This is a genomic window from Fructobacillus sp. ESL1117 (genome assembly GCF_058508565.1).
Window position 1 is genome coordinate 435256 of sequence record NZ_CP196385.1, and the last position, 23446, is coordinate 458701.

Consider the following 23446-nt stretch of genomic DNA (forward strand, 5'->3'; position numbering starts at 1 on the left):
TCTTCCTAAAAAATCAGTCGCTGATTAAGTCATCCGCCTTTTTTGTAATAAAGGCATGCCAAGTTCCTTGGTTCAAGTGCTGAACAATCGTCAGTCCGTGGCTTTTTAAAGCCCGCTCAATGGCTGGTTCCGCATCGTCATAAATTCCCGAAACTAAGAAGTAACCACCTGCCGTGAGCATTGGCACTACTTGGGGAATCAGTGGCGTAATCACATCAGCTAAAATATTCGCCATAATCAAATCAGATTGATTCCATTCTTTTGGTACATCCTGCATCAAATCCGACGCAATAACGGTCACATCATGCGCCACAGGGTTTAACGCTAAATTAGCTTGGGCCGTCGAAACCGCCTCTTGGTCAATATCAGTTGCCAATATTAAACCAACCCCCAGGTGTTTAGCAGCTACCGCTAAAACACCCGACCCAGTCCCAACGTCAATCGTTTTTTCACCGCCACGCACCACTGTTTCCAAGGCTTGAAGCATCAAAGAAGTGGTTGGATGCGTACCGGTCCCAAAGGCTTGGTCGGGATCCATCACAATTAATTTTTCTTGGTCCTGATCTTTTTGGTAGTCTTCCCAAGCGGGCACAACCGTAAACTGGTTGGTCACCCGACTAGCATGGTAGTAATTTTTCCATTCGTTTTCAAAGACAGTTGAGTCCAATTTCTCCTGTGAAATTGGTTGACTATTAATGGCTAGCCCCCGTTCAGCAAGGGTTGTTAACCCGGCAATATAAGTTGCAATCTGCTTTTCAAAGCCCTCTTGCTGAATATCTTGGTAAATGGTAACCGTCTCTGTCCCCTGCTCGGCGCCCTCTGCTCCAAGTGCTACCAAAGTTGCAATCACCACATCCTGATTTTCAGCCGGCACCTGCCAAACAACCTTTTGATACGTAATCATCTTTTTCCTCGTTTACTATTCCTACAACAACACAAATAAAAACGAGGACCGCTTGGTCCCCGTCCCAAATCGTGTTAATTATTAGCATCTGCCATCGTAACCTTCACTGGTGCGACATTATTGGCAATTGTCTGCTCAACCTTATTATTGGCCTCTTCTTCGGCCATGCAATCGATGACCACTTTCCCCATCGTGTGGTGACTAGTGACATCCTGATTGGCACGACGTACATTTTCAGCCGATAATCCCTGATAAACCTTTGTAACGGTTGGCCGAATTACCCCTTGGTCCAAAAGGTTAGCGACATCACGCAAAATTTGTCCCTGCTCAGCAAGGTTAAAGTTCTCATTGCCACGCGCTAACATAAAGGTCCAAGAAAAGGAAACGGCCTTACTCTTTAAGTCACCTAAGTCAACTGGTAAAGTAGTTTCAACAATGGCCGCGATTTCACCATAGGGCTTAATGACCGCCGCCATCAAGTCCCAATAGGCCGTCGTATCCTGCAAGTTGGCAATGTAGTCAACTTGAGCAAAGTTAATGGCTACCAACTGTTTTTGCAAGTCTTCATGATAATCAAGGACAAAATCAGCACCCAATTCTCTCACCCAGTTCTTTGACTCAGTTGTTCCCGCCGTTGCAATCACTGTTAGTCCGAGATACTTGGCCATTTGAACCAAGACTGAACCAACACCACCAGCACCATTGATAATGAGCACTGATTTTTCTTGGGCGCTATTCTGAATGATCGGTAAATGAAAACCATGGTGCAAAACATCATGAGCCGTAATGGCAGTCAAAGGCATGGCTGCGGCATCCACATTGTCTAAATTCTTTGGTGCCAGCGCAATTAAGTCCGCCTCAATCACTTGAAACTCGGCATCGGCACCGAAGGCGTGTTGCTTACCAGCGTAAAAGACGCGGTCGCCGACAGAAAAGTCCGTCACGTCCTTACCAACCTCTTCAATCACACCAACAACATCAAGACCAAAAACGCGAAAGACGCCATCCTGACGATAACCAGCCCGCATCTTCGTATCAACAGGGTTAACAGCTGTTGCCAATATTCGAACCAAAACCTCATCGCCGTTTGGCTTTGGTTGGCGTACTTGTCGTTCCACAAAAGCGTCTGTTGCTTCTAAAGGCCCATTATGAGTGATACCAATTGCAATCATTTTGGGTCGAAAATAGTTGGTTATTTTTTGAAATACAGTTTTTAAAGACATTCAACTATGCTCTCCTTCGAATCGTTTGTACCGTTATTTTAAACTGGATTCTTTATTTTTTCAAACAAGACCACTCAGGTGGTAACAAACTTAATTACCGCGAGCATACTTTTCGTCATCATCCGTCTGCAAAACCGCCATAAAGGCTTCTTGAGGAACGGTAACCGTTCCCACGGCTTTCATCCGCGCTTTACCACGCTTCTGCTTGTCCAAAAGCTTCGCCCGCCGATCAGGATCACCCGTGTGAATCTTTGAAGTCACATCCTTTCGGTAAGCCTTAATGTTTGTTCGAGCCAAAATTTTGTTGCCAATTGCTGCTTGAACCGGAATTTCAAAGTTTTGCCTTGGAATGATTTTCTTCAGTTTAGAAGTAATCACGCGACCCCGTTCTGCCGCAAAATCACGGTGCACGATAAAGGACAAGGCATCGACCTTTTCTGAATTGAGAAGAATATCAATTTTGACCAAATCAGCTGGGCGATAGCCATCGATTTCATAATCCAAAGAAGCATAGCCACGCGTTGATGATTTCAACTTGTCAAAGAAATTAAAAATAATTTCGGACAACGGCAAATAATACTTGACGTTCACCCGGTTTTCATCCAAGTACTCCATTGTATCGAATTCGCCACGCTTGCGCTGAGCTAGCTCCATCACTGCCCCAACATACTCATTTGGCACCATAATGTTTCCGTGAATAAACGGTTCTTCAATCATTTTGATTTGTTGACTTTCTGGCAATTCAGACGGGTTTTCAATCATCAAAACCTCACCGTCAACCGTCGTTACTCGGTAAGTAACAGAAGGTGCCGTTGTGACCAAGTCCAAATCGAACTCACGTTCCAAACGTTCTTGAATCACATCCATGTGCAAGAGCCCGAGGAAACCAACTCGGTAACCAAAGCCCAAAGCCTGTGAAGTTTCGGGTTCAAAAGTCAGCGCAGCATCGTTTAACTGTAACTTTTCCAAAGCCTCTCGTAAGTCACCATACTTGGCATTATCTGAAGGATACAATCCCGAATAAACCATTGGTGTCATTGGTTGGTAACCAGGGAGCGGTTCATCGGCTGGATTGTCGACCAGTGTCACCGTATCACCTGAATGTGTGGTTTGAATGTCCTTGATTGACGCCGTCAAATAACCAACGTCACCAGCCATCAGGTAATCACGCTTTTGTGCATCCGGTGACATCACGCCGACTTCCGTCACCTCGTATTCTGCCCCGGTGTTCATCATCTTCACCCGGTCACCAGGTTTAACAACACCCTCACGCACTCGCAAGTTCACTACTACGCCACGATAGGCATCATACTGTGAGTCAAAAATCAAAGCCCGTAATGGCGCTTCCAGATCACCATCCGGTGCTGGAAAATCAGAAACAATCCGTTCTAAGAGTTCAGGAATACCGATTCCCTGCTTAGCCGAGACTAGGACGGCATCAGAAGCGTCAAGACCAATCACATCCTCAATTTCGCCCTTGACCATCTCTGGATCAGCAGCAGGCAAATCAATTTTATTAATGACCGGTAAGATTTCAAGGTCATTATCAATTGCCAAATAAACATTGGCTAAGGTTTGCGCCTCCACTCCCTGGGCGGCATCGACCACTAAGATGGCCCCTTCCGCCGCTGCCAAAGACCGTGAAACCTCGTAAGAGAAGTCCACGTGACCCGGTGTATCAATCAAATGAAAGATGTAAGTTTCGCCATCATTAGCTTTATAATGAACCTCAACCGCATTCAATTTGATGGTAATGCCGCGCTCCCGTTCCAAATCCATGGTATCCAGCAGCTGGTTTTGCATATCACGCTCGGCCACCGTTTGGGTCTGTTCCAAAATCCGGTCGGCAATCGTCGACTTTCCGTGGTCAATATGAGCCACGATTGAAAAGTTTCGAATGCGCTTTTGCCGTTTTTTTAATTCTTCTAAAGTAAAATCTGCCATGAATATCCTGCTTTTTTAGAGTCTGTACTTACTCTTCATTTTACAGGAAAACCCTGGTGAAACAAAGCGTTATTCTTGCTTTGCCTTAATACTTGAAATCTTCAAAAGGCATTCACTCAAGGTCAACCAAGCAAAAATTAACAACATATTGGCTAATTTTAGTGGTCTCCCAGATCACTTTCATGCACAAAAAAACAGGGAGATGCTATTCTCACCTGTTTCTTTAGTCAAGTAAACTTATAAGTTTACTTATTTGACAACGATTTGTTCAATATCCCCAAGGCCAACTATCAACTTGTCTAAGGCCTGCAACTGTGCATAGCGGTTATTCTTAATCGCCTTCTTCTTGTCATTAACCAACGTATTTTCAAAGTAAGCAGCAATTGGTTCTTGCAAGGCAGCCAATGCTTGATACAGTGATTCTGCGCCCTGTTTCTCCAAGTCAACCAAGTTCAAGTTCTTGCTTGCTGCGTACAAAGCCTTTTCCTGATCATTTTCAAACAAGTCCGGCTTAACAGGGACATCACTGCGTTCTTTACTAGCTAAGCGACTTACTCGAGACAAAGACTCAATCACATCGCGGAAGTTTGCATCCTTTGAATGCTTTGCTAAGACCGCTGTTCGGTCGGCCACGTAAACCAAATCACCAGTTACTACGTTGGCCGTTCCAGCAGAAACGATGTCAGAACGAACGCCAGCATCGGCTGCTTGCTTCTTGACACGGTCTGTCAAAAAGGCCATGACCTGGGCCAAATCAGCATCCGCTACATTCTTGTTTTGGTCCTTGAAGTTAGCCAAAACGGTTTCCAAGTCAAGACGCCAGTCATGCGCTTCCAGCGTCTTAACGACTCCAGTTGCTGCCCGACGTAAACCATAAGGGTCGTTGGCACCTGAAGGAATCAGGTCAGCCGCAAAGAAGGTCACGATGGAATCGAGCTTATCGGCGACAGCCAACACCGCTCCAATTTTTGAAGCAGCTACTGCGCCGGTTGCTGAAGTTGGCAAATAGTGTTCCAAGATCGCATGAGCAACGACGTCATTTTCACCAAAGAGCTTGGCGTAGTGTTCCCCCATCACACCCTGCAATTCGTCAAATTCACCGACCATGCCAGTCATCAGGTCAAACTTATAAATTTCAGTGGCCCTGTTCAAATCAGACAACTCTTCGTATGAAAGACCAAGTACTTGTCCCAATTGACCAGCCAAAGCCCGGACACGAACCATGTGTTCGTAGACGGTACCAATTTTTTCATGGAAGACCAGTTTTTTCACCCGGTCCATGTAGTCATCAATCGACTTTTGTTGGTCTTCTTGGTAGAAGAAGATAGCGTCTTCCAAACGAGCAACCAAGACCTTTTCATTTCCGGCAACCACGTTGGCCAAGTTTTCTTCATTTCCATTGCGGACAGAAAGGAAGTGTGGCAATAGGTCACCCTGGTCATCCGTCACAAAGAAGAAGCGTTGATGGTCACGCATCGAAGTTATCAAGACTTCCTTTGGCAAATCCAGGTACTTTTGGTCAAAGTTACCGGCGAAGGCCGTTGGCCATTCGACGATATTATTAACCTCTTCCAAAAGGTCTTGTGCTTGATCAGTGATCAAATTCAAGTGCCAGTTTTGGCTCTGAGCAATCTTTTCCAACTGCGCTTGAATGGTTGCCTTGCGTTTGGCTGCATCAGCCATCACAAAAGCATCTTGCAATGTCTGCTCATATTCAGCAGCACCCGCAATCGTCACATTTTCCGTTGATAAGAAACGGTGACCACGAGTTGTCCGACCTGTTTGAACGTTCAAAACAGAAAAATCAACCACATCCTGGTCCAAAAGGGCCACTAACCAGCGGATTGGACGGATATAAGCGAAACTGTGATTGCCCCACTTCATGTAAGTTGAGAAGGTCATTTTTTCAACAACTTCCTTGCCCAACTTTGCTAAAATTTCCGCAGCTGAAACACCGGCAATTTCAGTCTTGGCCCACAAGTAGCCATCCTTCTCGATCAAGGCTTCTGGCGTCGTCTTCTGTCCACGAGCAAATCCCTGAGCAGCCTTCGACCAATCACCGTTGTCATCCTTAGCGCGGTCAATGGCTGGTCCCCGCTTTTCTTCTTCAACGGCTTTTGAGCCGGTCGCCAAGCCAGTCAATTCGACAGCCAAGCGTCGTGGCGTTGAGAATGGCTTCATCGCTTCATAATCGAGTCGGTGTTCGTCTAAGAAATCAGAAATTCGGTCGACAAGCTGCTTTTCAGAACTCGTCACCAAGTGGGCTGGCATTTCTTCCAAACCAATTTCTAAAATAAAATCTGCCATTAGTCCTGCTCCTCCTTCTTGGCGTACTTTCCCTTAGCACCCAAGTACTTTTCACGTAATGCCTCGTCCTTTAACAATGGGAAGCCAAGCTTAGCTCGTTCTTCAATAAAGACCTTTGAAACCTGCCGAGCCATTGTTCGAATTCGGTGCAAATAACCAGCTCGTTCTGTTACAGAAACCGTTCCTCGGGCATCCAAAAGGTTAAAGGTATGAGATGACTTCAAAATATAGTCATAGGCCGGATGAACCAAGCCTAATGCCAAATTATGCTGAGCTTCCTTTTCATAATCATCAAAATGTTGGAGTAACATTTCCTGATTTGACTCCTCAAAGGCATACTTTGAGTGTTCATATTCCGGTTCTTTGAAAATATCACCATACAGAACGCCATGACCCCATTCCAAATCATAAACCGTTGGCACATCCTGGATGTAAGAGGCTAGCCGTTCCAAACCATAGGTGATTTCAGCCGTAACGGAATCAACTTCAATTCCACCAACTTGTTGGAAATAAGTGAACTGCGTCACTTCCATCCCGTCTAACCAAACTTCCCAACCGATTCCGGCCGCACCCATTGAAGGATTTTCCCAGTTATCTTCAACAAAACGAATGTCATGTTCCAAGGGCTTAATACCCAAGGCTTCCAAAGAAGCAAGGTACAATTCCTGAATATTGTCAGGTGAAGGCTTCATCACTACCTGAAATTGGTGGTGTTGGAACAAACGGTTTGGATTGTCACCATAACGACCGTCGGCTGGTCGCCGCGAAGGCTGAACATAGGCTGCTCGCCAGGGTTCTGGACCGTTAGCGCGCAAGAAGGTATAAGGGCTTTGAGTTCCCGCTCCAACTTCGTTATCGTAAGCCTGCATCAAGTTAGCGCCCTTTGCGGCCCAAAACTCTTGCAGGGTCAAAATAATGTCTTGTACTGATAATTTTTCACTGGACATAAGTCTTTCCTTTATTTTTCATCATTAAAATTTTAAAACAATGTGACGAATTTACGGCTTTCGATCACCTTCCTGGTCCGCTTTTAAATCAGCGAACTTCTTCGTCATGGTTGGATTATTCCTCGTCAACTTTTTGACGGTCAAATCCTCCAACTTATTGTTAGCAAGACGAATCTGATTTTCAGAAGTCGTCAAGCTCTTTTTCACGTTTTCCATCTGACTAATCGCCCGGTCAATCTGTTCGATTGCTTTTTGGAAGTTACTCGAGTAGGAATTATAATTTTTAGCAAAGCGGTCCTTAAAGGCGGTGATACTATCCTCAAAATTGGTAATATCAATGTTTTGATTTTGCTCCTCAATCAGCGCCCGCCGGTATTGAAGCGAGTCCAAAGCCGCGTTGCGTAAAAGGCCGATAAAATGAACAAAAAATTGCGGGCGGATGACGTACATCTTCTCGTAGTCCGGTACCTGAACAATTCCGGTATTATAGTACTCATCATCGGCTTCCAGCATCGAGACTAAGACAGCATATTCGGTGTTCTTTTCCCTGCGGTCCTTATCCAGTTCCTTAAAAAAGTCAGCATTTTTATGCTTCTGTTCAGTTGCGTCCGCCTCATTTTTCATATCAAACATGATCGAAATAAATTCCACACCATCCTGATAATCTCGGAAAATAAAATCACCCTTCGATCCGGATTGCTTTGAAACCTCGTTGTCCTTCTCAAAGTAGGCATTAGGAAAGGCGTATGGGCGGATTTTGTTGAACTCCTGGTGAGCGTAAACTTCTAGGCTTTCACCAATCTCTTTAGTTGACTGCCGAGCCTTAAAGTCCTTATAGAACTCGACTTGCTCTTGGGCGGCCTGCAGTTGGGCATCATAGTCCGACTTCACCTTTGCCAAGGCCAACTCTTGATCGCGACCTTGGTTTTCAACTTGATTTTTCAAATCGGCTAGTTGCTTTTCTAGTTCCTGTCGATTCTGCCCAGCCTGGTCCTTTTCAGCCTGGTAGGCGCTCTGCAGATGTTCCTTTTGTTTAGCCAGCGCCAACTCCTTTGTGGCAGCCTCCTGATCCTTGAACGCAGCCAACTGTGAACGTAGCTGAGTCAGTTGCTCTTGCAGTTTTGCCTTATCTTGCTGCGCTGCTTCCTTTTCAGCCTGCTTAGCCTTCTCCAGCGCCAAATCAGCCTTTTGCTTTTCCTGGTCAATTTGTGCCTTTAATAAGCGTTGTTGACTCTTTTCCCAATCGACCTTTTCCTGAGCTAATTTTTCATCAATGGCCGTTTGCACAGCCACGCCAAGTTGATTCGTATCAACTTGAAGTTCGTCTTTCAAATCCAAGGTATCGCCAACATGGCCGTCCTCGTTTAAAACCAAAACCGTGTCCGACTCCAAATGATACTTCAGTTTGGCCATAAACCCCTCCTTATCTGACAAAAAAACCGCGGTTCACAGCCCCAATGTCAAAATTTGACATCAGGACGCTAACGCGCGGTTCCACCTGATTTCCAACAACCAATTGCTCAGTCGTTGACACTTTCACGGTTCTCAGCTCACCGGGTGCCAGACCGGGTCAAAGCCTTAAACTAATCTATTCATATTATGCCGATTTTTCTTAAAAAGGTCAAGAAAAAAACTTGTTTAAGACAGAAAAAGCCCACTAACCAAGTGATTAGCAAGCCTTTTCAGTAATCATCATCGACCTAATACTCTTAGATTTTCAACAATTCTTTTTCTTTTTCTGCTGCAATTTCATCAATTGCCTTTGTGTTGTCATCCGTCAACTTTTGAGCCTGATCCTCAGCGTCATGGACTTGGTCTTCGGTCATTTCCTTGTCCTTTTTGATTGCATCCATGGCATCACGACGAACGTTACGAACAGCAACCTTAGCCTTTTCGGCTTCAGCCTTAACATCCTTCGCCAATTCCTTACGACGTTCTTCCGTCATTTGTGGAATAGCCAAACGCACGATGTTACCGTCAGAAGCTGGGTTCAAACCCAAATCAGAAACGTTAATCGCCGTCACGATTGCTTCTAAGGCGTTCTTGTCAAATGGTGTAATCAAAAGCAAACGTGCTTCAGGTACTGAAATCGAAGCAACTTGGTTCAACGGCACCATCGCACCGTAATATTCTACTTCTACTCGGTCCAAAATGCGGGGGTTGGCCCGACCAGTCCGAATTTCTGCTAGCTCACGACGCAAAGCTTCTTGGGCGCCCTGCATCCGTTCTTTGGTACTTGTAAAATCAAAAGCCATTATTTTTCTCCAGTGACTGTGGTTCCAATTGTCTCGCCCTTAATGACCCGTTCGATATTACCTGGTTGGTTCAAGTTAAAGACAACAAGTGGCATGTTGTTTTCCATTGAGAGGGATGAAGCGGTTGAATCCATTACCTTCAAGCCTTTTTGAATGATGTCTAAGTGCGTCAAAGTGGTAAATTTCTGAGCATTTGGGTTCGTATTTGGATCTGAATCATAGACACCATCAACACCGTTCTTGGCCATCAAAATCGCGTCAGCATTAATTTCGTTGGCCCGCAAAGCAGCGGTTGTATCAGTTGAGAAGTATGGCGAACCAGTTCCCGCAGCAAAGATGACAATCCTCCCCTTTTCAAGGTGGCGAATGGCCCGACCACGAATGTAAGGCTCTGCAATCTGTTGCATCGTAATCGCCGTTTGCACGCGTGTATCAACACCAGCTCGCTCTAAAGCATCTTGAAGGACCAAAGCGTTCATAGTCGTTCCAAGCATTCCGGTATAATCAGCGCGTGACCGCTCCATCCCAACACGGGCAGCGGGTTCACCACGCCATAGGTTACCACCACCAACAACGATGGCAATTTGAGTGCCCATATCATGGACTGCCTTGATTTCCTTGGCAATTTGGGCGACTGTCTCCAGGTCAATTCCCTGACCCTTAGCACCAGCCAAGGCTTCGCCTGACAGCTTCATTAAAACTCTTTTATACTTTGTATCCGTCATGGTTTTCCTCTTTCTTATCGCTATCTATTATAGCAAAAATATAGTCGCCAATTCCAAAAAAAAAGCATCCAAATTTTTGGATACTTTTTAAATGAACTTAGTTGTTGATTTGCTTAGCAACTTCTTCAGCCAAGTTTGTGGTTTGCTTTTCGATACCTTCGCCAACTTGGTAGCGAACGAATGACTTCACAGTCATACCGTTTTGCTTAACGAAATCAGCAACCTTTTGGTCACCATTCTTAACAAAATCTTGGTCCAGCAAAGTGATATCCGCCAAGAACTTCTTGATCCGGCCTTCAACCATCTTTTCCTTGATATTGTCAGGCTTGCCATTCAAGTCTTCAGAAGCCAATTGAACTTCCTTTTCCTTAGCAATAACATCTGCAGGAACTTGATCATCAGAAACATACTGTGGCGCAATAGCGGCGATGTGCATAGCCACGTCACGGGCTGCTTCTTCATTTGAACCAGTCAAAACGGCCAAAGCAGAAATTGAGCCACCCATGTGTGAGTAAGCACCGAAGACTTCACCGTCAGTCTTTTCAGCAGTAGCGAAACGGCGCAAAGTAATCTTTTCACCAGTAATCTGAGAAACGTTGATGATCTTATCGTTAACAGTTCGGTCTTCTTCACCAGCAACTGGTAAAGCTAAAGCAGCTTCAACGTCTGCAGGTTGCTTTTCCAAGATTGTCTTAGTAACAGCAACTAACAAGTCATTAAATTCCTTGTTACCGGCAACGAAATCAGTTTCTGAGTTCAATTCGATGATGGCAGCCTTGTTGCCTTCAGTCATCACGTAAGTCATACCTTCGGCAGCAACACGGTCACCCTTCTTAGCGGCCTTTGCCATTCCTTTTTCACGCAACAAGTCAATTGCCTTTTCGATGTCGCCTTCAGCTTCAACCAAAGCCTTTTTGGCATCCATCATTCCAACAGATGTCTTATCACGTAATTCCTTCACTAACTTTGCAGTAACAGCCATGCAAATGCTCCTTTAGCTTCTTTATTATCTTTTAACAGTCTCTAGTATAGCATAGAAAAAGCCGTTCAGCGTCCCAAGCAGGTCCACCGGAACGGCAAATCAATAAACGAATTTCAACTTAGTTGTCTTTTTCAACGATTGTTGTGATTTCTTCGATTGATTCCGTGTTTTCGTCACCTTCGATGAAAGCATCTTCAGCAGCGTTGTCTTGACCTTGACGGCCTTCGATAACGGCATCAGCCATCTTAGCAGTAATCAAACGAATGGCACGGATAGCGTCATCGTTTGCAGGAATCTTAACATCAACATCGTCAGGATCAGCGTTTGTGTCAATCATAGCAACAACAGGGATGTTGAGCATGTTGGCTTCCTTAACGGCGATTTCTTCCTTCTTAGGGTCAACAACAAACAAAACATCTGGCAAGTCTTGCATGTCTTCGATTCCACCCAAGAACTTTTCCAACTTCTCACGTTGCTTGTTCAACAAGACAACTTCCTTCTTAGGCAGTTGTTCGAAAGTACCATCTTCGGCCATTGCCTTCAAGTCCTTCAAACGTTGAACACGCGTCTTGATTGTGTTCCAGTTAGTCAAAGTTCCACCCAACCAACGGTGGTTGATATAGAATTGACCAGCACGTGTTGCTTCTTCAGCGATTGCATCAGATGCTTGCTTCTTAGTACCAACAAACAAGATGTTAGCCCCATCAGCTGAAGCATTACGGATAAAGTTGTAAGCTTCGTCAATCAACTTAACAGTCTTTTGCAAGTCGATGATGTGAATGCCGTTACGTTCCGTAAAGATGTATGGTGCCATCTTTGGGTTCCAACGACGAGTTTGGTGTCCAAAGTGAACCCCTGCTTCGAGGAGTTCCTTCATTGTAATAACTGCCATAGTGGCCTCCTAGGTTTAACCTCCGGTAAATTCTTGGTCCGTGCTGACAAATGATCAATCACTTGCACCTGCACGTTCTCGTTTACCGTGTGTATTTTTGTTGTATCCACAACAGATACTAGTTTACTAAGGTTTTGAGCGAAAAGCAAGGATTTTTCTGATTTTAACTAGAACATATTACTTCAAAGAAAAAACCAGCCATAATCGGCTGGCCAATGTTTCTAATCTTGTTCGTTGCCTAATTCCTGACCCAAAGTTTTGGCCAAAACAGCATTTTGTCCAGTTTGGTCCAAATCGGCACCATTCGTAACAATCAAATTAGCATCTGACTTAGCCAAAGCTTCGAAAGCATTAATCGATTGGTTATTGAAATAGTTTTGGTCGGCGTTCTTCAAAGCAGCCTGAACCTTATCAATCCGATAACTTTCGGCATCTGCTTTTGTTCGCGTTGCCTCGGCGTTGGCCTTGGCCGTAGCAATTAAGGCCTCATTGTTCGCTTTGGCCCGGAGTTCAATTGACTTGGCCTCCCCTTCAGCTTGCGAAATAGCTGCCACCCGTTCCCGGTCAGCCTTCAACTGTGTGTCCATTGAAGACTGGATAGCTGCACTTGGCTTCAATTCGTCAATGTTAATCCGATCAACATTAATACCATAAGTATTCGTTAAATCACCAATCGCTTCAGCCAAGTCCTTATTAATTTGACTGGTTGAGCCTAAGGCCTCGTTCAATTCCATCCGCCCAATAATGTCGCGCAAGTGACCGCGAACCAATTGTTGCATTGATTCAATCGAATTCGTGTTTTCATACGAATACTTCACAGGATCCGTGATATGGAAGTTCAAAGTCACTGTCGCTCCAATATCAGCGTTATCCTTGGTGATAACTGAATAACCTGCCAACTTCAGTGGTTGCAGGGCCAAGGAAACTGTCCTGATTTTTTGTACCAAAGGCAAGCGGAAATTCAACCCCGTCTGCCGCGTTGACGAATACTTCCCCAACGTTTCCAAAAGGCCAACACTATTTTGAGGCACAATCTTAAAGGAAACCAGGGCCAAAACGATTACAACAATGATGATAATCAGCAAAATCGACATAAATACCGTCCTTACTTTTTCTGGAGGATTAAGACGTTCCCCTCGGCACGCTCAATCACATAGGTCTCTTCTGGAACCACATTAGTCCCAAAAGCTAAATCATAGTGATAAAAATTGCCAATAACCTTCACTAACTTCTCTCTCGGGTCGCAGTCTCTAAAAGACACTTGACGCCCAATAATATTGTTTAATTCAAAAGTAGTAATCATTATTTGCCACCTTCAATTCAAATGATTTATTCCATTTTACCATGGATCAAGAGTCTCATAAAATCCCTCAACCTATTTCTGCCAAATTGTCGAATCGACTGCCCGTTCCATTAGGAAGGCTTCTTTTTGCGGTCGACTCAGGTGCTTAAATTTAGCTTCAGCCGAAAGGGCATCATGCTTATTCGCAAACGTTTCTTGGTAAATCAGTTGCAGTGGGTGCCTGGCCTTTACTCTGGTAAATTTGGCGCCCTTCCCCGCCTGATGGACTAAAAACCGTCGGTGAGCGTTATCGGAAAAGCCACCATAGAAATAGCCATCAGCCGTATAAAGCACATAAAAATCATAAGTCTTGTCATGCTCATCTGCCATGATTGAAGTCTCCCCTCCTTGAAGGTTAGCAAAATTCCCTCCTCGCGCAACCATCTTGATCAAGTTTACAGTTGCCAAGGTTGCCCATACAAAATTTCTTGTACCTGAGGCGTGTACTCGTTAGCAGCTGTATAGGCAATAATTGGTGGCAAAATTCGAACACCACCCGGCTTGCCCGACTTGATCGCTTCTACTAAAACCATGTTGGCTTCACGGTCAGCCTTGCCGTAAACAAACTGAATGCGCTTGACCGCTAATTTTCGGGCAGCTAAGGAGGACATAATATCTTCCAATCTGTCTGGACGGTGCACCAGATAAAATTTACCGTTGTTCTTCAACAACTTATTAGCAACTTGAGCTAAGCGTGGTAAATCAATAGCAATTTCATGCCGGGCTAGCTGATAATGTTCATCCAAGTTTTGCTTGGTTTTTTCATTCAAGGAAAAATAAGGTGGGTTCGACAAAACCGTATCCACCGAGCCCGGCTTAATCTCAGTAAAAATTTCCTGCATATCAGACTGAATCACGCTCACGCGCTTTTCCAAGTGATTTAACACAACTGAACGCTGTGCCATCTCCGCTAAGTCTTGTTGCAGTTCCACTAATTTTACCTGGCCAGTGACCTTGGCAGCATAAAAGAGGCCAATTGCGCCCGTACCTGCTCCCAAATCAACCGAAAGCCCCCGCCCCTTTTGCTTAGGTTTAGCAAAATAAGCCAAGAGAACAGCGTCTAACGAGTATGAAAACATATCTGGATTTTGAATAATTTGAATCTGTTGTGATGGCAGGCCGTCTAGGCGTTCTCCTGCTCGTAATTTTTCTGCTACCATGGTTTGTTGCAATATCTCCATAAACTAAGTAAAATTATTCTGTTAAGTCAATTAGAAAGGGACAAGCAGATGTTATTCTATCGCTTTATCCGGGTCTTTACTGTGACCTTTGTGGCCATTATTAATGGTCGCGTTACCTACCTCCACAAGGAGCGCCTACCAAAAAACGAAAATTATGTTTTGGTTGGACCACACCGTTCTTGGTGGGATCCCGTTTGGTATGCCATGGCGGCCTACCCAAAACGTTTCATTTTTATGGCTAAGAAGGAACTTTTCAAAAATCCCGCTTTGCGTGCCTTAATTACTACCTTGGGCGCCTTCCCAGTTGACCGGCGCAATGTTGGGGCCGATACCATCAAACATCCCGTCAACGAGTTAAAGGATGGCCAGCGCTCGCTCATCATGTTCCCAACCGGATCACGGCATTCTCAAAAGTTAAAATCAGGATCAATCCTGATTGCCAAGCTTTCAAAGAAGCCGATTGTCCCAGCAGTATACCAAGGGCCTGTGAAGTTTTCACACCTATTTAAACGCAATAATACCACAATTAATTTTGGTGAACCAATCGCAATTGACCCCAAAGCCCGCTTGACGGACGAAAAAATTGCCGAATACAATCAAAAGATTCAAGAATCCTTTGATGCTTTGGACAAAGAAATTGATCCAAACTGGGTTTACGTTGATCCAAAAGCACAAAAAAAATAAGCCGCTGGGCTTATTTTTTTTGTGCTTTGGCATTTTGCGCCTTCATTTGAGCCATCATCTGATTCAACTTCTTTTGTGATGGCTTCTGGCCCATTGACATCATCATTGATTTCATCATTTCTTCTGAAATCGGTGGGTTCTTCGCCAAGTATGACTTCATCGTAAAGCGGGCCAAGAAGAATCCCCCAACCAAACCAACGACCAAAGCCAAAATTCCAACTAATATAACCATTATTGGTCTCCTTTAACTACGAAAATCTATAAAATATTATAGCATAAAGGTTGGCTTGACAGTATCTTTTTACAAAAACAGTGGAAAACGAGTCGATAACTTGCATAAAACATCCCTTTATCCACTATTTTAAATTTAATCCCCTTTTTGTAATAAAATTTAATATTTCTTAAGCTTTTTTTGCGAACATTTGTTTGCTTTTCGAGTTAAAATTCGCTAAGATAAACATAGTAAATACAGGTAGGAAAGTACATATGGCAAGTTCTGATTCAAAACAAATTCAAGTCTTGAGATTTATTCACGACTATCAAAGTAAAAACGGTTTCCCACCCACTATTCGTGAAATTGGTGAAGCAGTCGGCCTATCTTCTTCTTCGACCATCCACGGTCACATTGCCCGTTTGATTAAAAACGGCTACCTTGAGAAGAAAGGCGAAGGAACCAAGGCTCGGGCGATTGAAGTAACACCAGCCGGTTTTGAAATTCTTGGTATTTCAGCCACTTCGGGCAAGATTCCACTCTTAGGATTAGTGACAGCTGGTCAACCAATTCTAGCAGTCGAACAAGAAGCAACCGAATTCTTCCCCATTCCAGAAAATCTAATTCCCTACGATGGTGATCTCTTTATGCTCAACGTTCGCGGTGAATCAATGATTAATATCGGTATTTTAGATGGCGACAAGGTGATTGTTCGTCGGCAACAAAATGCCGACAACGGTGATATTGTTGTTGCCATGAACGAAGACAACGAGGCCACGGTCAAGCGCTTCTTCCAAGAAGGCGGTCACTACCGCCTGCAACCAGAAAACGATACAATGGCGCCTATTATTTTGGAATCTGTGTCCATTTTGGGAAAAGTCGTCTCCCTTTACCGTGATGCTATTTACTAAAAACAACTTGCTCAAGGCTCTACTACAAAATGTAGTAGAGTTTTTTTAACCCCAAAATAGCAGCACTAAAAAAGCCACCAATTTTTCAGTCGGTGGCTCTATCAAAATTATTTATGCAAAGCTTGATTCCGCGGGGACACGGACCAGGTCCATTTCAACCAATGTTTGGGCAATTTCAACCGTATTCCAGGCAGCGCCCTTCAGCAAATTGTCAGAAACAACCCACAAGTGGAAAGCACCCGGATTTTCCAAATCAGGGCGAATGCGACCAACAAACGTTTCCCGCTTACCTTCAGCCAAAAGAGGTTGAGGGTAGGTTTGTGTGGCTGGGTCATCTTCAATAATCACGTTATCAACGGCACCAATTGCCTGACGAATTTGGTCAGGCGTCACGTTTTCGTCACCAGTATCAATATAGACACTTTCACCATGACCAATCATAACTGGCACGCGAACAGCCGTACCCGTCACCTTAATGTCCTTAGCATTCTTGTCGCCCAAGATAATCTTTTTCGTTTCATGGATCATCTTGTATTCTTCGTGTGTGTAACCTTCCTCTTCGAAGACATCAATTTGTGGCAGCAAGTTAAAGGCCAAGGGGAAATGCTTTTTATCACCCTTCACAGGTAAAACATGGGCTAACTCCGCCATGTTATCTCCCAACAAACGAGCCTGTGCTTCAGCCAAAACTTCGTCCATCGCTGCTTTTCCAGCACCTGAGGCCGCCTGATAAGTCGAAATAATCACCTGGTTCAAGCCAAATTGTCGGTAAACTGGGTCAAGCGCCATCACCAATTGCGTCGTTGAGCAATTAGGGTTAGCAATAATTCCTTGATGCTCCTTTAACGCAGCGGCATTAACTTCTGGGACGACCAATGGCACCTGATCATTCATCCGCCAGTAAGAAGAATTGTCAACAACAACCGCACCAGCTTTAACAGCTGCCGGAGCCAAAGTCTTTGAAGTTGATCCACCAGCAGAGGCCAGCACAAGATCAACATCAGTAAAGGAATCTTCCGTTGCTTCTGCAACGGTTAACTCCTGATTCTTAAAGCTGATTTTTTGACCGGCTGAACGAGCAGAAGCCAAAGCCTTGACCTCACCAACCGGAATCGTTGATTGAGCCAATTGGTCCAAAATTCGACGTCCAACAGCACCCGTTGCACCGAGTACCGCCACATTATAGGCTGTCTTTGCTACCATAAAAAATTCTCTCTTTCTTTTTTAAATGACATAATCATCAACATAAGAAAATCATTCTGTCTTCAAGGCGCTTTCAATTTGCCTTTGAATATCAGCTGCCTGAATAAAGGTCTGATGACGAATAGGTCGCTGGAATAAATTCTTCACTTGGTCAGGAATGGTCGTTTTGGTTGCTGCTGCCAAAGCAGTTAAGCCCCCTTCTCCTCCAATAACTTCTTCACCCAGTGCTGCAAGAACCGTTTGTGGGAACTTATAAGGGCTAGCAGTTGCAGCCAAAAGGGTTGGGTGGCCATCATCTTGGTACTGATGAACGGCCACCGCCGTGTGCGGATCAATCAAGTAACCAGAAGCAACAAAAGTCTTTCGGATCGTTTCTTCAACTTGGTCTTGATCTGTCCAACCAGCAGAAAACTTCATTAAACCAGCTCTTGTTTTTTCTGCCAAGTGATAGCTGCCCTGACTTTGTAGGTCTGCCATATCCTTTTTGATCAAGTCAGCATCCTGGCCACCAGCAAAATACAGCAGGCGTTCCAAGTTTGACGAGACCAAAATATCCATAGCCGGTGCATTCGTCACCTTGAAGTCACGATTCTTATTGTATACCCCTGTTTGGAATAATTCTGTTAAAACATGATTTTCGTTCGAAGCAACCGTAAAATCAGCCACCGGCAAGCCAATTTGACTGGCATAATAAGCTGCTAGCATATTCCCGAAATTACCTGTTGGCACGAGTACATCAATTTCTTCACCAGGCTTAATTTGGCCGCTTTCAACTAACTGACCATAACCGTAGAAATAATAGACAATCTGTGGGACCAAGCGACCAATATTAATCGAATTCGCCGATGAGATTTGAATATCTTCTTCCTTTAAGAAGGTTGCAAAATTTGAATCACCTAAAAGACCTTTAACAGCCTGCTGAGCATCATCAAAATTTCCCTCTATGCCATAAACATAAGTATTTTTCCCCGGTTCGGAGACCATTTGTTGGCGTTGAATATCCGAAACGCCAACTTGTGGGTACAAAACTGCAATTTTTGTGCCAGGTACATCAGCAAAACCAGCCATCGCCGCCGTTCCGGTATCCCCAGACGTTGCTGTTAAAATAGCAATTTCTTTGTTGAGCCCCTCTTTTTTAGCTGCTGTCATCACTAAATGGGGTAAGGCCTGAAGGGCAATATCTTTGAAGGCCAATGTTGGACCATGAAAGAGCTCCAAATAGTACAAGTTGTTCCCTGCATCTTTAATTGGCACAATTTTATCGGTATCCCATTGGCTACCATAGGCTGCCTGCACAACGGCTTGAATTTCTGCTTTAGTAAAATCAGGCAAAAAAGCAGCAAAAATTTCAACCGCCAGGTCCTGATAAGATTGTTGACCGATGGTCTTTAAATCCAGATGCAAAGTTGGCCACTGATTTGGCACGTAAAGACCACCATCTGGTGCTAATCCCCGGAGGATGGCCTGGGCGGCAGAAACAGCAGGGGCTTCTCCCCGGGTCGAGACATATTCCATGACGCACTCCTTCAATCTCATTGATTTCTAATGGTATTATAACAAAAACATTCCTTTTTAGGCAGGAAAATGGTAAAGTTAATAGAAATTATCCTTACTTGACAGTAAAAAACGATAGAAGGAGTCATCATGGAAGTTAAGATTGGCCTTTTTGGCTTAGGAACAGTTGGGATGGGCTTGTTAACCATCTTAGAGGAACAAAAAGAAAAAATCAGTGAAAATACTGGTTTAGAACTGACCGTAAAAACCGCAATGGTCACTTCTTTAACCAAGGACCGTCCTGGTTTAAGCTCCACCATCCAACTGACCAAAGACCCAAAAGACATCTTAGATGATCCAGAAATTGATTTGGTTGTTGAAGTTGCCGGTGGTACTGGTCCTGCTAAAAATTGGATCAAGTCCGCTTTGGCAAGTAAAAAGCCGGTCATTACGGCTAATAAGGACCTGATTGCCACCGCTGGAGAAGAACTGCTCGACTTAGCAAACAAGGCTCAGGTCCCCCTCCTATACGAAGCGGCTGTTGCCGGTGGTATCCCAATTATCAAAACCCTGCGCGAATATTTCCGGACCGATACAATTCGTTCGCTAGCTGGTATTGTTAACGGTACAACCAACTACATGTTGACTCAAATGGCCGATAATGACCTGTCTTACGGAGCTGCTTTAAAGCAAGCGCAAGACTTAGGCTTTGCCGAAGCAGATCCCACAAATGATGTCGCCGGCTACGATGCCGCCTACAAGGCCATTATTTTGGCTCGCCTGGTCTTTGGATTAGAAGTCGGCTTACAAGACATTCAAATTACCGGTATTCAAAAGATTACTGACGAGGACATTGCCGCCGTGAAAGCTTTGGGTGGCCAGCTCAAGCTCCTTTTTCGCATTGATCAAATCAGTGCCAATTCAGTCGCGGTGATCGTGGCTCCTCAGGTCGTCTTACCACAATCACCTCTGTCACAGGTCCACAATGAAAATAATGCCATTGTTGTGAACAGTGATAACCTTGGTCAAACGCTTTTCTATGGACCTGGGGCTGGTGCACGCCCAACTGCCCAAGCTGTCTTGGCCGATATTTTGGCTGCCGCAACTACACCAAAGGACGCTCAGCAACCGTTGCCAGAAAAACAGATGACATTAGCTAGTCAACGAGGCCAGGCCTATTGCTGGATTTTGAATACAACTGGAACAACTAGCGTCAGCCAAGACACCAAGGATGAACTCCGATCATTGATCGTCCGTCAAGCCAGCCATGAAAATAGCCGACTTGGCTCTCAGCTTGTCCTTTATACCAAAGAAATGTCCAAAGATCAGCACGATGCTCTTCTTGCTGCTTTAACAACCAATCGGACATTAGCGAAGGAGTTTGTGATTTATCCATGCTAACCATTACTGTACCCGCCAGTTCAGCCAATCTTGGTCTCGGCTTTGATTGCCTTGGATTGGCACTAGACCTTAATTTAACCGTAACCATTGGCCCAAAAACTAATACTTGGCAAGTTGATCACCCATTTGGCGCAGATATTCCAAACGATGAAAGCAATCTCATTGTTCAAACTGCTCGATTTGTTGATCCAGATATTACCCCCCACCAACTAGTCGTTAAAAGTGACATTCCACTGGCTCGCGGCCTGGGATCTTCGTCATCAGCATTAGTTGCTGGCCTTTTCTTAGGACACTATTTGGTGGGGCAAACGATTAATCGTCATCAAATTTTACAAGAGGCAGCAGCCCTTGAGGGTCACCCAGACAACGTTGCACCAACTATTTTAGGTGGCCTACAATTAACAGACGAAAACAAAATTGGCGTACAAGCCACCCCCCTTCCTTTTCCAAAAGACTTAGTCGCGGTAACCTTTATCCCAGATTATTCATTAAAAACAGCGGCAGCCCGAGCAGCCTTACCTACAACCTTAGCACTCAAAACAGCCGTTCACCAAAGCCAACACCTCGCCAATTTGGTTGCAGCTTGCTACTTAGGTGATCAAAAGCGATTAATGGCTTTAGTAGAAGAAGACCAAATGCATGAACCCTATCGGGCTGATTTGGCACCTGAATTTTTACAAATTCGTACCTTAGCACACCACCTAGGTCTTGCAGGAACATACCTATCGGGAGCTGGACCGACAGTTGTCTCACTGGTTACAAAAAAACAAGCTGACCAACTGCTTGAAGCCATTAATGGCCTCAACCTTAACGGCACAGCCATGGTTTTAGCTGTACAGCAAACTGGTACAACCTTCAAGGGTTCATTGGACTAAGGTCACCCATTTGCTTTTGACTTAATGAAAGGAGTGTCGGTTTCTGACCGGCAATATTATGAAAGTAACAAAATTTGGTGGTTCCTCTTTAGCAACTGGAGCCCAGTTTGAACGTGTCATCGATATTTTAAATCAGGATGAAAGCCGGCAAGTCGTCGTGACCTCCGCCCCTGGTAAGGCAAAGGAATTTCCAATCAAGGTCACTGACCTCTTAATTCGCTATGCCAACGAAACCATCAACGATGAGGACGCTACTGAAACAGTCTTAGCGTTAAAAGAACGCTACCAAACGATTGCCGACCACTTTAACCTCGATCAGGGAATTTTCCAAACGATTCCTGACCAAATTGACCAATTGGCGGATCATCATTATCGCTCCTACTCTTATTTGCGAGCTGCTTTTGCTGCCCATGGCGAGTATTTAAACGCACAATTGCTAGCCTTGATTCTTCAATCTAAAGGCGAAAAAGCAGTCTTCGTTGATCCAAAACAGCTTCATATGGAAACCGATGCAACAACTGCAACCCTAAATGAAACAGCCACTTACCGAGACCTCGGCGCCTTTGAAATCAAAGATGACACCCGTTATATTTTCCCGGGTTTCTTTGGCTACAATGACCGGGACGAAATGGTGACCTTTTCTCGCGGTGGTTCAGATATTACCGGTGCTATTTTGGCTCGTGGCTTGATGGCAGAAGTTTATGAAAACTTTACAGATGTTTCGGCTATTTACGCTGTTAATCCTCGGTTAGTCAGCCACCCCGCAGCGATTAAAAACATGTCTTATAGTGAGATGCGCGAATTATCCTACGCCGGTTTTGCGGTCTTCCATGATGAAGCCATTATCCCAGCAATTCAGGCTCAGGTGCCAATTAACGTCAAAAATACCAATGACCCAACCGCTCCTGGTACTTGGATTGGCCCAGCTGAACAAAATAAGCCGGAACGCCGTGTAACGGGAATTGCCGCTTCGGACAACTTTTGTGCCCTTTACCTTCACCGTTACCTATTAAACAAGGAAATCGGCTTTACCATGCGCATTTTAAAAATTTTGGACCGGCATGGTGTTCCCTACGAACACATGCCCTCTGGAATTGATGATTTGACGATTATCTTCAATAAGAAAAGCCTCAATAAGGAACAAATCGAACAAATCCAAACAGATATCGAGCGTGAATTGTCACCCGATACAATGGCTTGGCATGATAACTTTGCTATTATCATGGTTGTCGGACAAGGAATGATCAATCGTGTTGGTGCTTTCACTGAAATCGTTACACCACTAAAGGACGCCGGTATCTCGTTGCAGATGGTTAACCAAGGTGCTTCTGAAATTTCAATTATGCTTGGTGTCGAATCCAAAGATGTTGATAACGCGGTCAAAGCAATTTATCATAACATCTTTTAAAGTAAAATTAGTTTAAACAAGACCATTGCACCATGATGGTCTTTTTTTGCCCTCAATCAATTAGACGGTTTCGGCGTGCAAATAACACAAAAAAGAAAACAGAACCTTTGATAGGCGTGAACGCTAATAAAAAAGGCTGGACGGTTTAACCCGTCCAGCCTTTTTCTGATTTATTCTAACAAATTAAGCTTGTTGGACTTTTGCATATGACTCAGACACAGGCTTGGTCACGATTTCGTTGATTTCACCCAACAATGTGTTCAAAATCTGTTCTGCGGCCATCAAGTCCTTAATCTTGTCATTTTCTTGGACTTGCTTAGCGACAGCATCCCATTCCTTTTCTTGCTCAGGAGTAGGTTGTTGCTGTGCTTGCATCATTTGTTGCACAGTCATTTGGATTGCTTGGAATTGCTTGAACAAATCCTTGGCAGCAGCATCAGCCTGAACTGCATCAAAGGCAGTCAGCCATGACTTGTATTGGTCAGTTTCAACCAAAACTTTGGCCATTGAGTTTGCGTTATCGTAAATGTTAACAGTCATTCTTATCCCTTTCAAGT

The 23446-nt window shown here is 44.5% G+C and carries 23 protein-coding genes; 5 read left to right on the plus strand and 18 right to left on the minus strand.

The features are described 5' to 3' along the window. Positions 1 to 13: 13 nt before the first annotated feature. The 14 genes from prmA to ACSYSH_RS01880 form a co-directional block, all read right to left on the minus strand. Positions 14 to 904, minus strand: coding sequence for a 50S ribosomal protein L11 methyltransferase (gene prmA, locus ACSYSH_RS01815; RefSeq protein WP_491702512.1), 891 nt, complete (start codon positions 902 to 904; stop codon positions 14 to 16). Positions 905 to 978: 74 nt separating this feature from the next. Continuing rightward, positions 979 to 2127 carry a zinc-binding alcohol dehydrogenase family protein gene (locus ACSYSH_RS01820; RefSeq protein ID WP_491706152.1) on the minus strand — a complete coding sequence of 383 codons (1149 nt, stop codon included), beginning with the start codon at positions 2125 to 2127 and terminating at the stop codon, positions 979 to 981. A gap of 90 nt (positions 2128 to 2217) precedes the next feature. Further along, on the minus strand, positions 2218 to 4071 hold the full coding sequence (gene lepA, locus ACSYSH_RS01825) for a translation elongation factor 4 (RefSeq protein ID WP_491702510.1): 1854 nt from the start codon (positions 4069 to 4071) through the stop codon (positions 2218 to 2220). Between the two features lie 249 nt (positions 4072 to 4320). Next, positions 4321 to 6378: a glycine--tRNA ligase subunit beta gene (glyS, locus tag ACSYSH_RS01830; protein ID WP_491702509.1), complete on the minus strand. Its 2058-nt coding sequence runs from the start codon at positions 6376 to 6378 to the stop codon at positions 4321 to 4323. Beyond that, the gene (glyQ, locus tag ACSYSH_RS01835) at positions 6378 to 7325 is read right to left on the minus strand and encodes a glycine--tRNA ligase subunit alpha (protein ID WP_252773887.1); all 948 of its coding nucleotides are present in this window, start codon (positions 7323 to 7325) and stop codon (positions 6378 to 6380) included. Before glyQ ends, glyS begins: the two co-directional genes overlap by 1 nt. Positions 7326 to 7376: 51 nt before the next feature. Further along, positions 7377 to 8738 (minus strand): DUF2130 domain-containing protein, encoded by a 1362-nt coding sequence (locus ACSYSH_RS01840; protein WP_491702508.1) that lies wholly within the window; start codon positions 8736 to 8738, stop codon positions 7377 to 7379. Positions 8739 to 9034: 296 nt separating this feature from the next. After that, positions 9035 to 9580, minus strand: coding sequence for a ribosome recycling factor (gene frr / locus ACSYSH_RS01845; protein WP_338348985.1), 546 nt, complete (start codon positions 9578 to 9580; stop codon positions 9035 to 9037). Then, the gene (gene pyrH / locus ACSYSH_RS01850) at positions 9580 to 10305 is read right to left on the minus strand and encodes a UMP kinase (protein WP_489815733.1); all 726 of its coding nucleotides are present in this window, start codon (positions 10303 to 10305) and stop codon (positions 9580 to 9582) included. Before pyrH ends, frr begins: the two co-directional genes overlap by 1 nt. A gap of 97 nt (positions 10306 to 10402) precedes the next feature. Beyond that, on the minus strand, positions 10403 to 11287 hold the full coding sequence (gene tsf / locus ACSYSH_RS01855) for a translation elongation factor Ts (protein WP_489815734.1): 885 nt from the start codon (positions 11285 to 11287) through the stop codon (positions 10403 to 10405). Positions 11288 to 11405: 118 nt separating this feature from the next. Then, entirely contained in the window at positions 11406 to 12179 is a 774-nt protein-coding gene (gene rpsB / locus ACSYSH_RS01860; protein ID WP_047974475.1) for a 30S ribosomal protein S2, read from the minus strand. A gap of 221 nt (positions 12180 to 12400) precedes the next feature. After that, positions 12401 to 13228, minus strand: a complete 828-nt coding sequence (locus ACSYSH_RS01865) for an SPFH domain-containing protein (RefSeq protein ID WP_489816522.1) — start codon at positions 13226 to 13228, stop codon at positions 12401 to 12403. Between the two features lie 56 nt (positions 13229 to 13284). After that, on the minus strand, positions 13285 to 13482 hold the full coding sequence (locus ACSYSH_RS01870) for a hypothetical protein (RefSeq protein ID WP_252773882.1): 198 nt from the start codon (positions 13480 to 13482) through the stop codon (positions 13285 to 13287). Positions 13483 to 13554: 72 nt separating this feature from the next. Next, complete coding sequence (locus tag ACSYSH_RS01875) at positions 13555 to 13851, minus strand: GIY-YIG nuclease family protein (protein WP_489815736.1); 297 nt, start codon at positions 13849 to 13851, stop codon at positions 13555 to 13557. Between the two features lie 65 nt (positions 13852 to 13916). After that, the gene (locus tag ACSYSH_RS01880; RefSeq protein ID WP_489815737.1) at positions 13917 to 14681 is read right to left on the minus strand and encodes a tRNA1(Val) (adenine(37)-N6)-methyltransferase; all 765 of its coding nucleotides are present in this window, start codon (positions 14679 to 14681) and stop codon (positions 13917 to 13919) included. Between the two features lie 69 nt (positions 14682 to 14750). On the opposite strand from ACSYSH_RS01880, the gene ACSYSH_RS01885 reads away from it, so the two are divergent. Beyond that, the gene (locus ACSYSH_RS01885) at positions 14751 to 15386 is read left to right on the plus strand and encodes a lysophospholipid acyltransferase family protein (RefSeq protein WP_252773879.1); all 636 of its coding nucleotides are present in this window, start codon (positions 14751 to 14753) and stop codon (positions 15384 to 15386) included. 10 nt (positions 15387 to 15396) lie between these two features. Here the strand turns inward: ACSYSH_RS01885 and ACSYSH_RS01890 are convergent, their stop codons facing one another. Then, the gene (locus ACSYSH_RS01890; protein WP_252773878.1) at positions 15397 to 15618 is read right to left on the minus strand and encodes a YneF family protein; all 222 of its coding nucleotides are present in this window, start codon (positions 15616 to 15618) and stop codon (positions 15397 to 15399) included. Positions 15619 to 15872: 254 nt separating this feature from the next. Here ACSYSH_RS01890 and lexA point away from each other — a divergent pair, with 254 nt between their 5' ends. Beyond that, on the plus strand, positions 15873 to 16508 hold the full coding sequence (gene lexA, locus ACSYSH_RS01895) for a transcriptional repressor LexA (RefSeq protein ID WP_252773877.1): 636 nt from the start codon (positions 15873 to 15875) through the stop codon (positions 16506 to 16508). 111 nt (positions 16509 to 16619) lie between these two features. On the opposite strand, the gene ACSYSH_RS01900 is transcribed toward lexA, so the two are convergent. After that, complete coding sequence (locus ACSYSH_RS01900) at positions 16620 to 17711, minus strand: aspartate-semialdehyde dehydrogenase (RefSeq protein ID WP_489815738.1); 1092 nt, start codon at positions 17709 to 17711, stop codon at positions 16620 to 16622. A gap of 51 nt (positions 17712 to 17762) precedes the next feature. Next, positions 17763 to 19226, minus strand: a complete 1464-nt coding sequence (gene thrC, locus ACSYSH_RS01905) for a threonine synthase (protein ID WP_491702507.1) — start codon at positions 19224 to 19226, stop codon at positions 17763 to 17765. 129 nt (positions 19227 to 19355) lie between these two features. On the opposite strand from thrC, the gene ACSYSH_RS01910 reads away from it, so the two are divergent. From ACSYSH_RS01910 to ACSYSH_RS01920, 3 genes are read left to right on the plus strand one after another with little or no spacing between them, the layout of a single operon-like run. Further along, complete coding sequence (locus tag ACSYSH_RS01910; protein WP_491702506.1) at positions 19356 to 20606, plus strand: homoserine dehydrogenase; 1251 nt, start codon at positions 19356 to 19358, stop codon at positions 20604 to 20606. Then, positions 20600 to 21481: a homoserine kinase gene (gene thrB / locus ACSYSH_RS01915; RefSeq protein ID WP_491702505.1), complete on the plus strand. Its 882-nt coding sequence runs from the start codon at positions 20600 to 20602 to the stop codon at positions 21479 to 21481. The genes ACSYSH_RS01910 and thrB overlap by 7 nt, the downstream gene beginning before the upstream one ends. Positions 21482 to 21539: 58 nt before the next feature. Further along, entirely contained in the window at positions 21540 to 22889 is a 1350-nt protein-coding gene (locus ACSYSH_RS01920; RefSeq protein ID WP_489815742.1) for an aspartate kinase, read from the plus strand. 183 nt (positions 22890 to 23072) lie between these two features. Here the strand turns inward: ACSYSH_RS01920 and ACSYSH_RS01925 are convergent, their stop codons facing one another. Further along, positions 23073 to 23429, minus strand: coding sequence for a YlbF family regulator (locus tag ACSYSH_RS01925; RefSeq protein WP_252773871.1), 357 nt, complete (start codon positions 23427 to 23429; stop codon positions 23073 to 23075). Between the last annotated feature and the right edge of the window lie 17 nt (positions 23430 to 23446).

Bases quoted from the DNA above. Each gene is read 5' to 3' on its own strand.
- rpsB (WP_047974475.1), bottom strand. From the start codon at position 12,179: ATGGCAGTTATTACAATGAAGGAACTCCTCGAAGCAGGGGTTCACTTT.
- lepA (WP_491702510.1), bottom strand. From the start codon at position 4,071: ATGGCAGATTTTACTTTAGAAGAATTAAAAAAACGGCAAAAGCGCATT.
- ACSYSH_RS01925 (WP_252773871.1), bottom strand. From the start codon at position 23,429: ATGACTGTTAACATTTACGATAACGCAAACTCAATGGCCAAAGTTTTG.
- thrC (WP_491702507.1), bottom strand. From the start codon at position 19,226: ATGGAATATGTCTCGACCCGGGGAGAAGCCCCTGCTGTTTCTGCCGCC.
- ACSYSH_RS01875 (WP_489815736.1), bottom strand. From the start codon at position 13,851: ATGGCAGATGAGCATGACAAGACTTATGATTTTTATGTGCTTTATACG.
- ACSYSH_RS01880 (WP_489815737.1), bottom strand. From the start codon at position 14,681: ATGGTAGCAGAAAAATTACGAGCAGGAGAACGCCTAGACGGCCTGCCA.
- ACSYSH_RS01840 (WP_491702508.1), bottom strand. From the start codon at position 8,738: ATGGCCAAACTGAAGTATCATTTGGAGTCGGACACGGTTTTGGTTTTA.
- ACSYSH_RS01910 (WP_491702506.1), top strand. From the start codon at position 19,356: ATGGAAGTTAAGATTGGCCTTTTTGGCTTAGGAACAGTTGGGATGGGC.
- prmA (WP_491702512.1), bottom strand. From the start codon at position 904: ATGATTACGTATCAAAAGGTTGTTTGGCAGGTGCCGGCTGAAAATCAG.
- ACSYSH_RS01900 (WP_489815738.1), bottom strand. From the start codon at position 17,711: ATGGTAGCAAAGACAGCCTATAATGTGGCGGTACTCGGTGCAACGGGT.
- glyS (WP_491702509.1), bottom strand. From the start codon at position 6,378: ATGGCAGATTTTATTTTAGAAATTGGTTTGGAAGAAATGCCAGCCCAC.
- lexA (WP_252773877.1), top strand. From the start codon at position 15,873: ATGGCAAGTTCTGATTCAAAACAAATTCAAGTCTTGAGATTTATTCAC.
- thrB (WP_491702505.1), top strand. From the start codon at position 20,600: ATGCTAACCATTACTGTACCCGCCAGTTCAGCCAATCTTGGTCTCGGC.
- ACSYSH_RS01820 (WP_491706152.1), bottom strand. From the start codon at position 2,127: ATGTCTTTAAAAACTGTATTTCAAAAAATAACCAACTATTTTCGACCC.
- tsf (WP_489815734.1), bottom strand. From the start codon at position 11,287: ATGGCTGTTACTGCAAAGTTAGTGAAGGAATTACGTGATAAGACATCT.
- frr (WP_338348985.1), bottom strand. From the start codon at position 9,580: ATGGCTTTTGATTTTACAAGTACCAAAGAACGGATGCAGGGCGCCCAA.
- ACSYSH_RS01920 (WP_489815742.1), top strand. From the start codon at position 21,540: ATGAAAGTAACAAAATTTGGTGGTTCCTCTTTAGCAACTGGAGCCCAG.
- pyrH (WP_489815733.1), bottom strand. From the start codon at position 10,305: ATGACGGATACAAAGTATAAAAGAGTTTTAATGAAGCTGTCAGGCGAA.
- glyQ (WP_252773887.1), bottom strand. From the start codon at position 7,325: ATGTCCAGTGAAAAATTATCAGTACAAGACATTATTTTGACCCTGCAA.
- ACSYSH_RS01890 (WP_252773878.1), bottom strand. From the start codon at position 15,618: ATGGTTATATTAGTTGGAATTTTGGCTTTGGTCGTTGGTTTGGTTGGG.
- ACSYSH_RS01885 (WP_252773879.1), top strand. From the start codon at position 14,751: ATGTTATTCTATCGCTTTATCCGGGTCTTTACTGTGACCTTTGTGGCC.
- ACSYSH_RS01870 (WP_252773882.1), bottom strand. From the start codon at position 13,482: ATGATTACTACTTTTGAATTAAACAATATTATTGGGCGTCAAGTGTCT.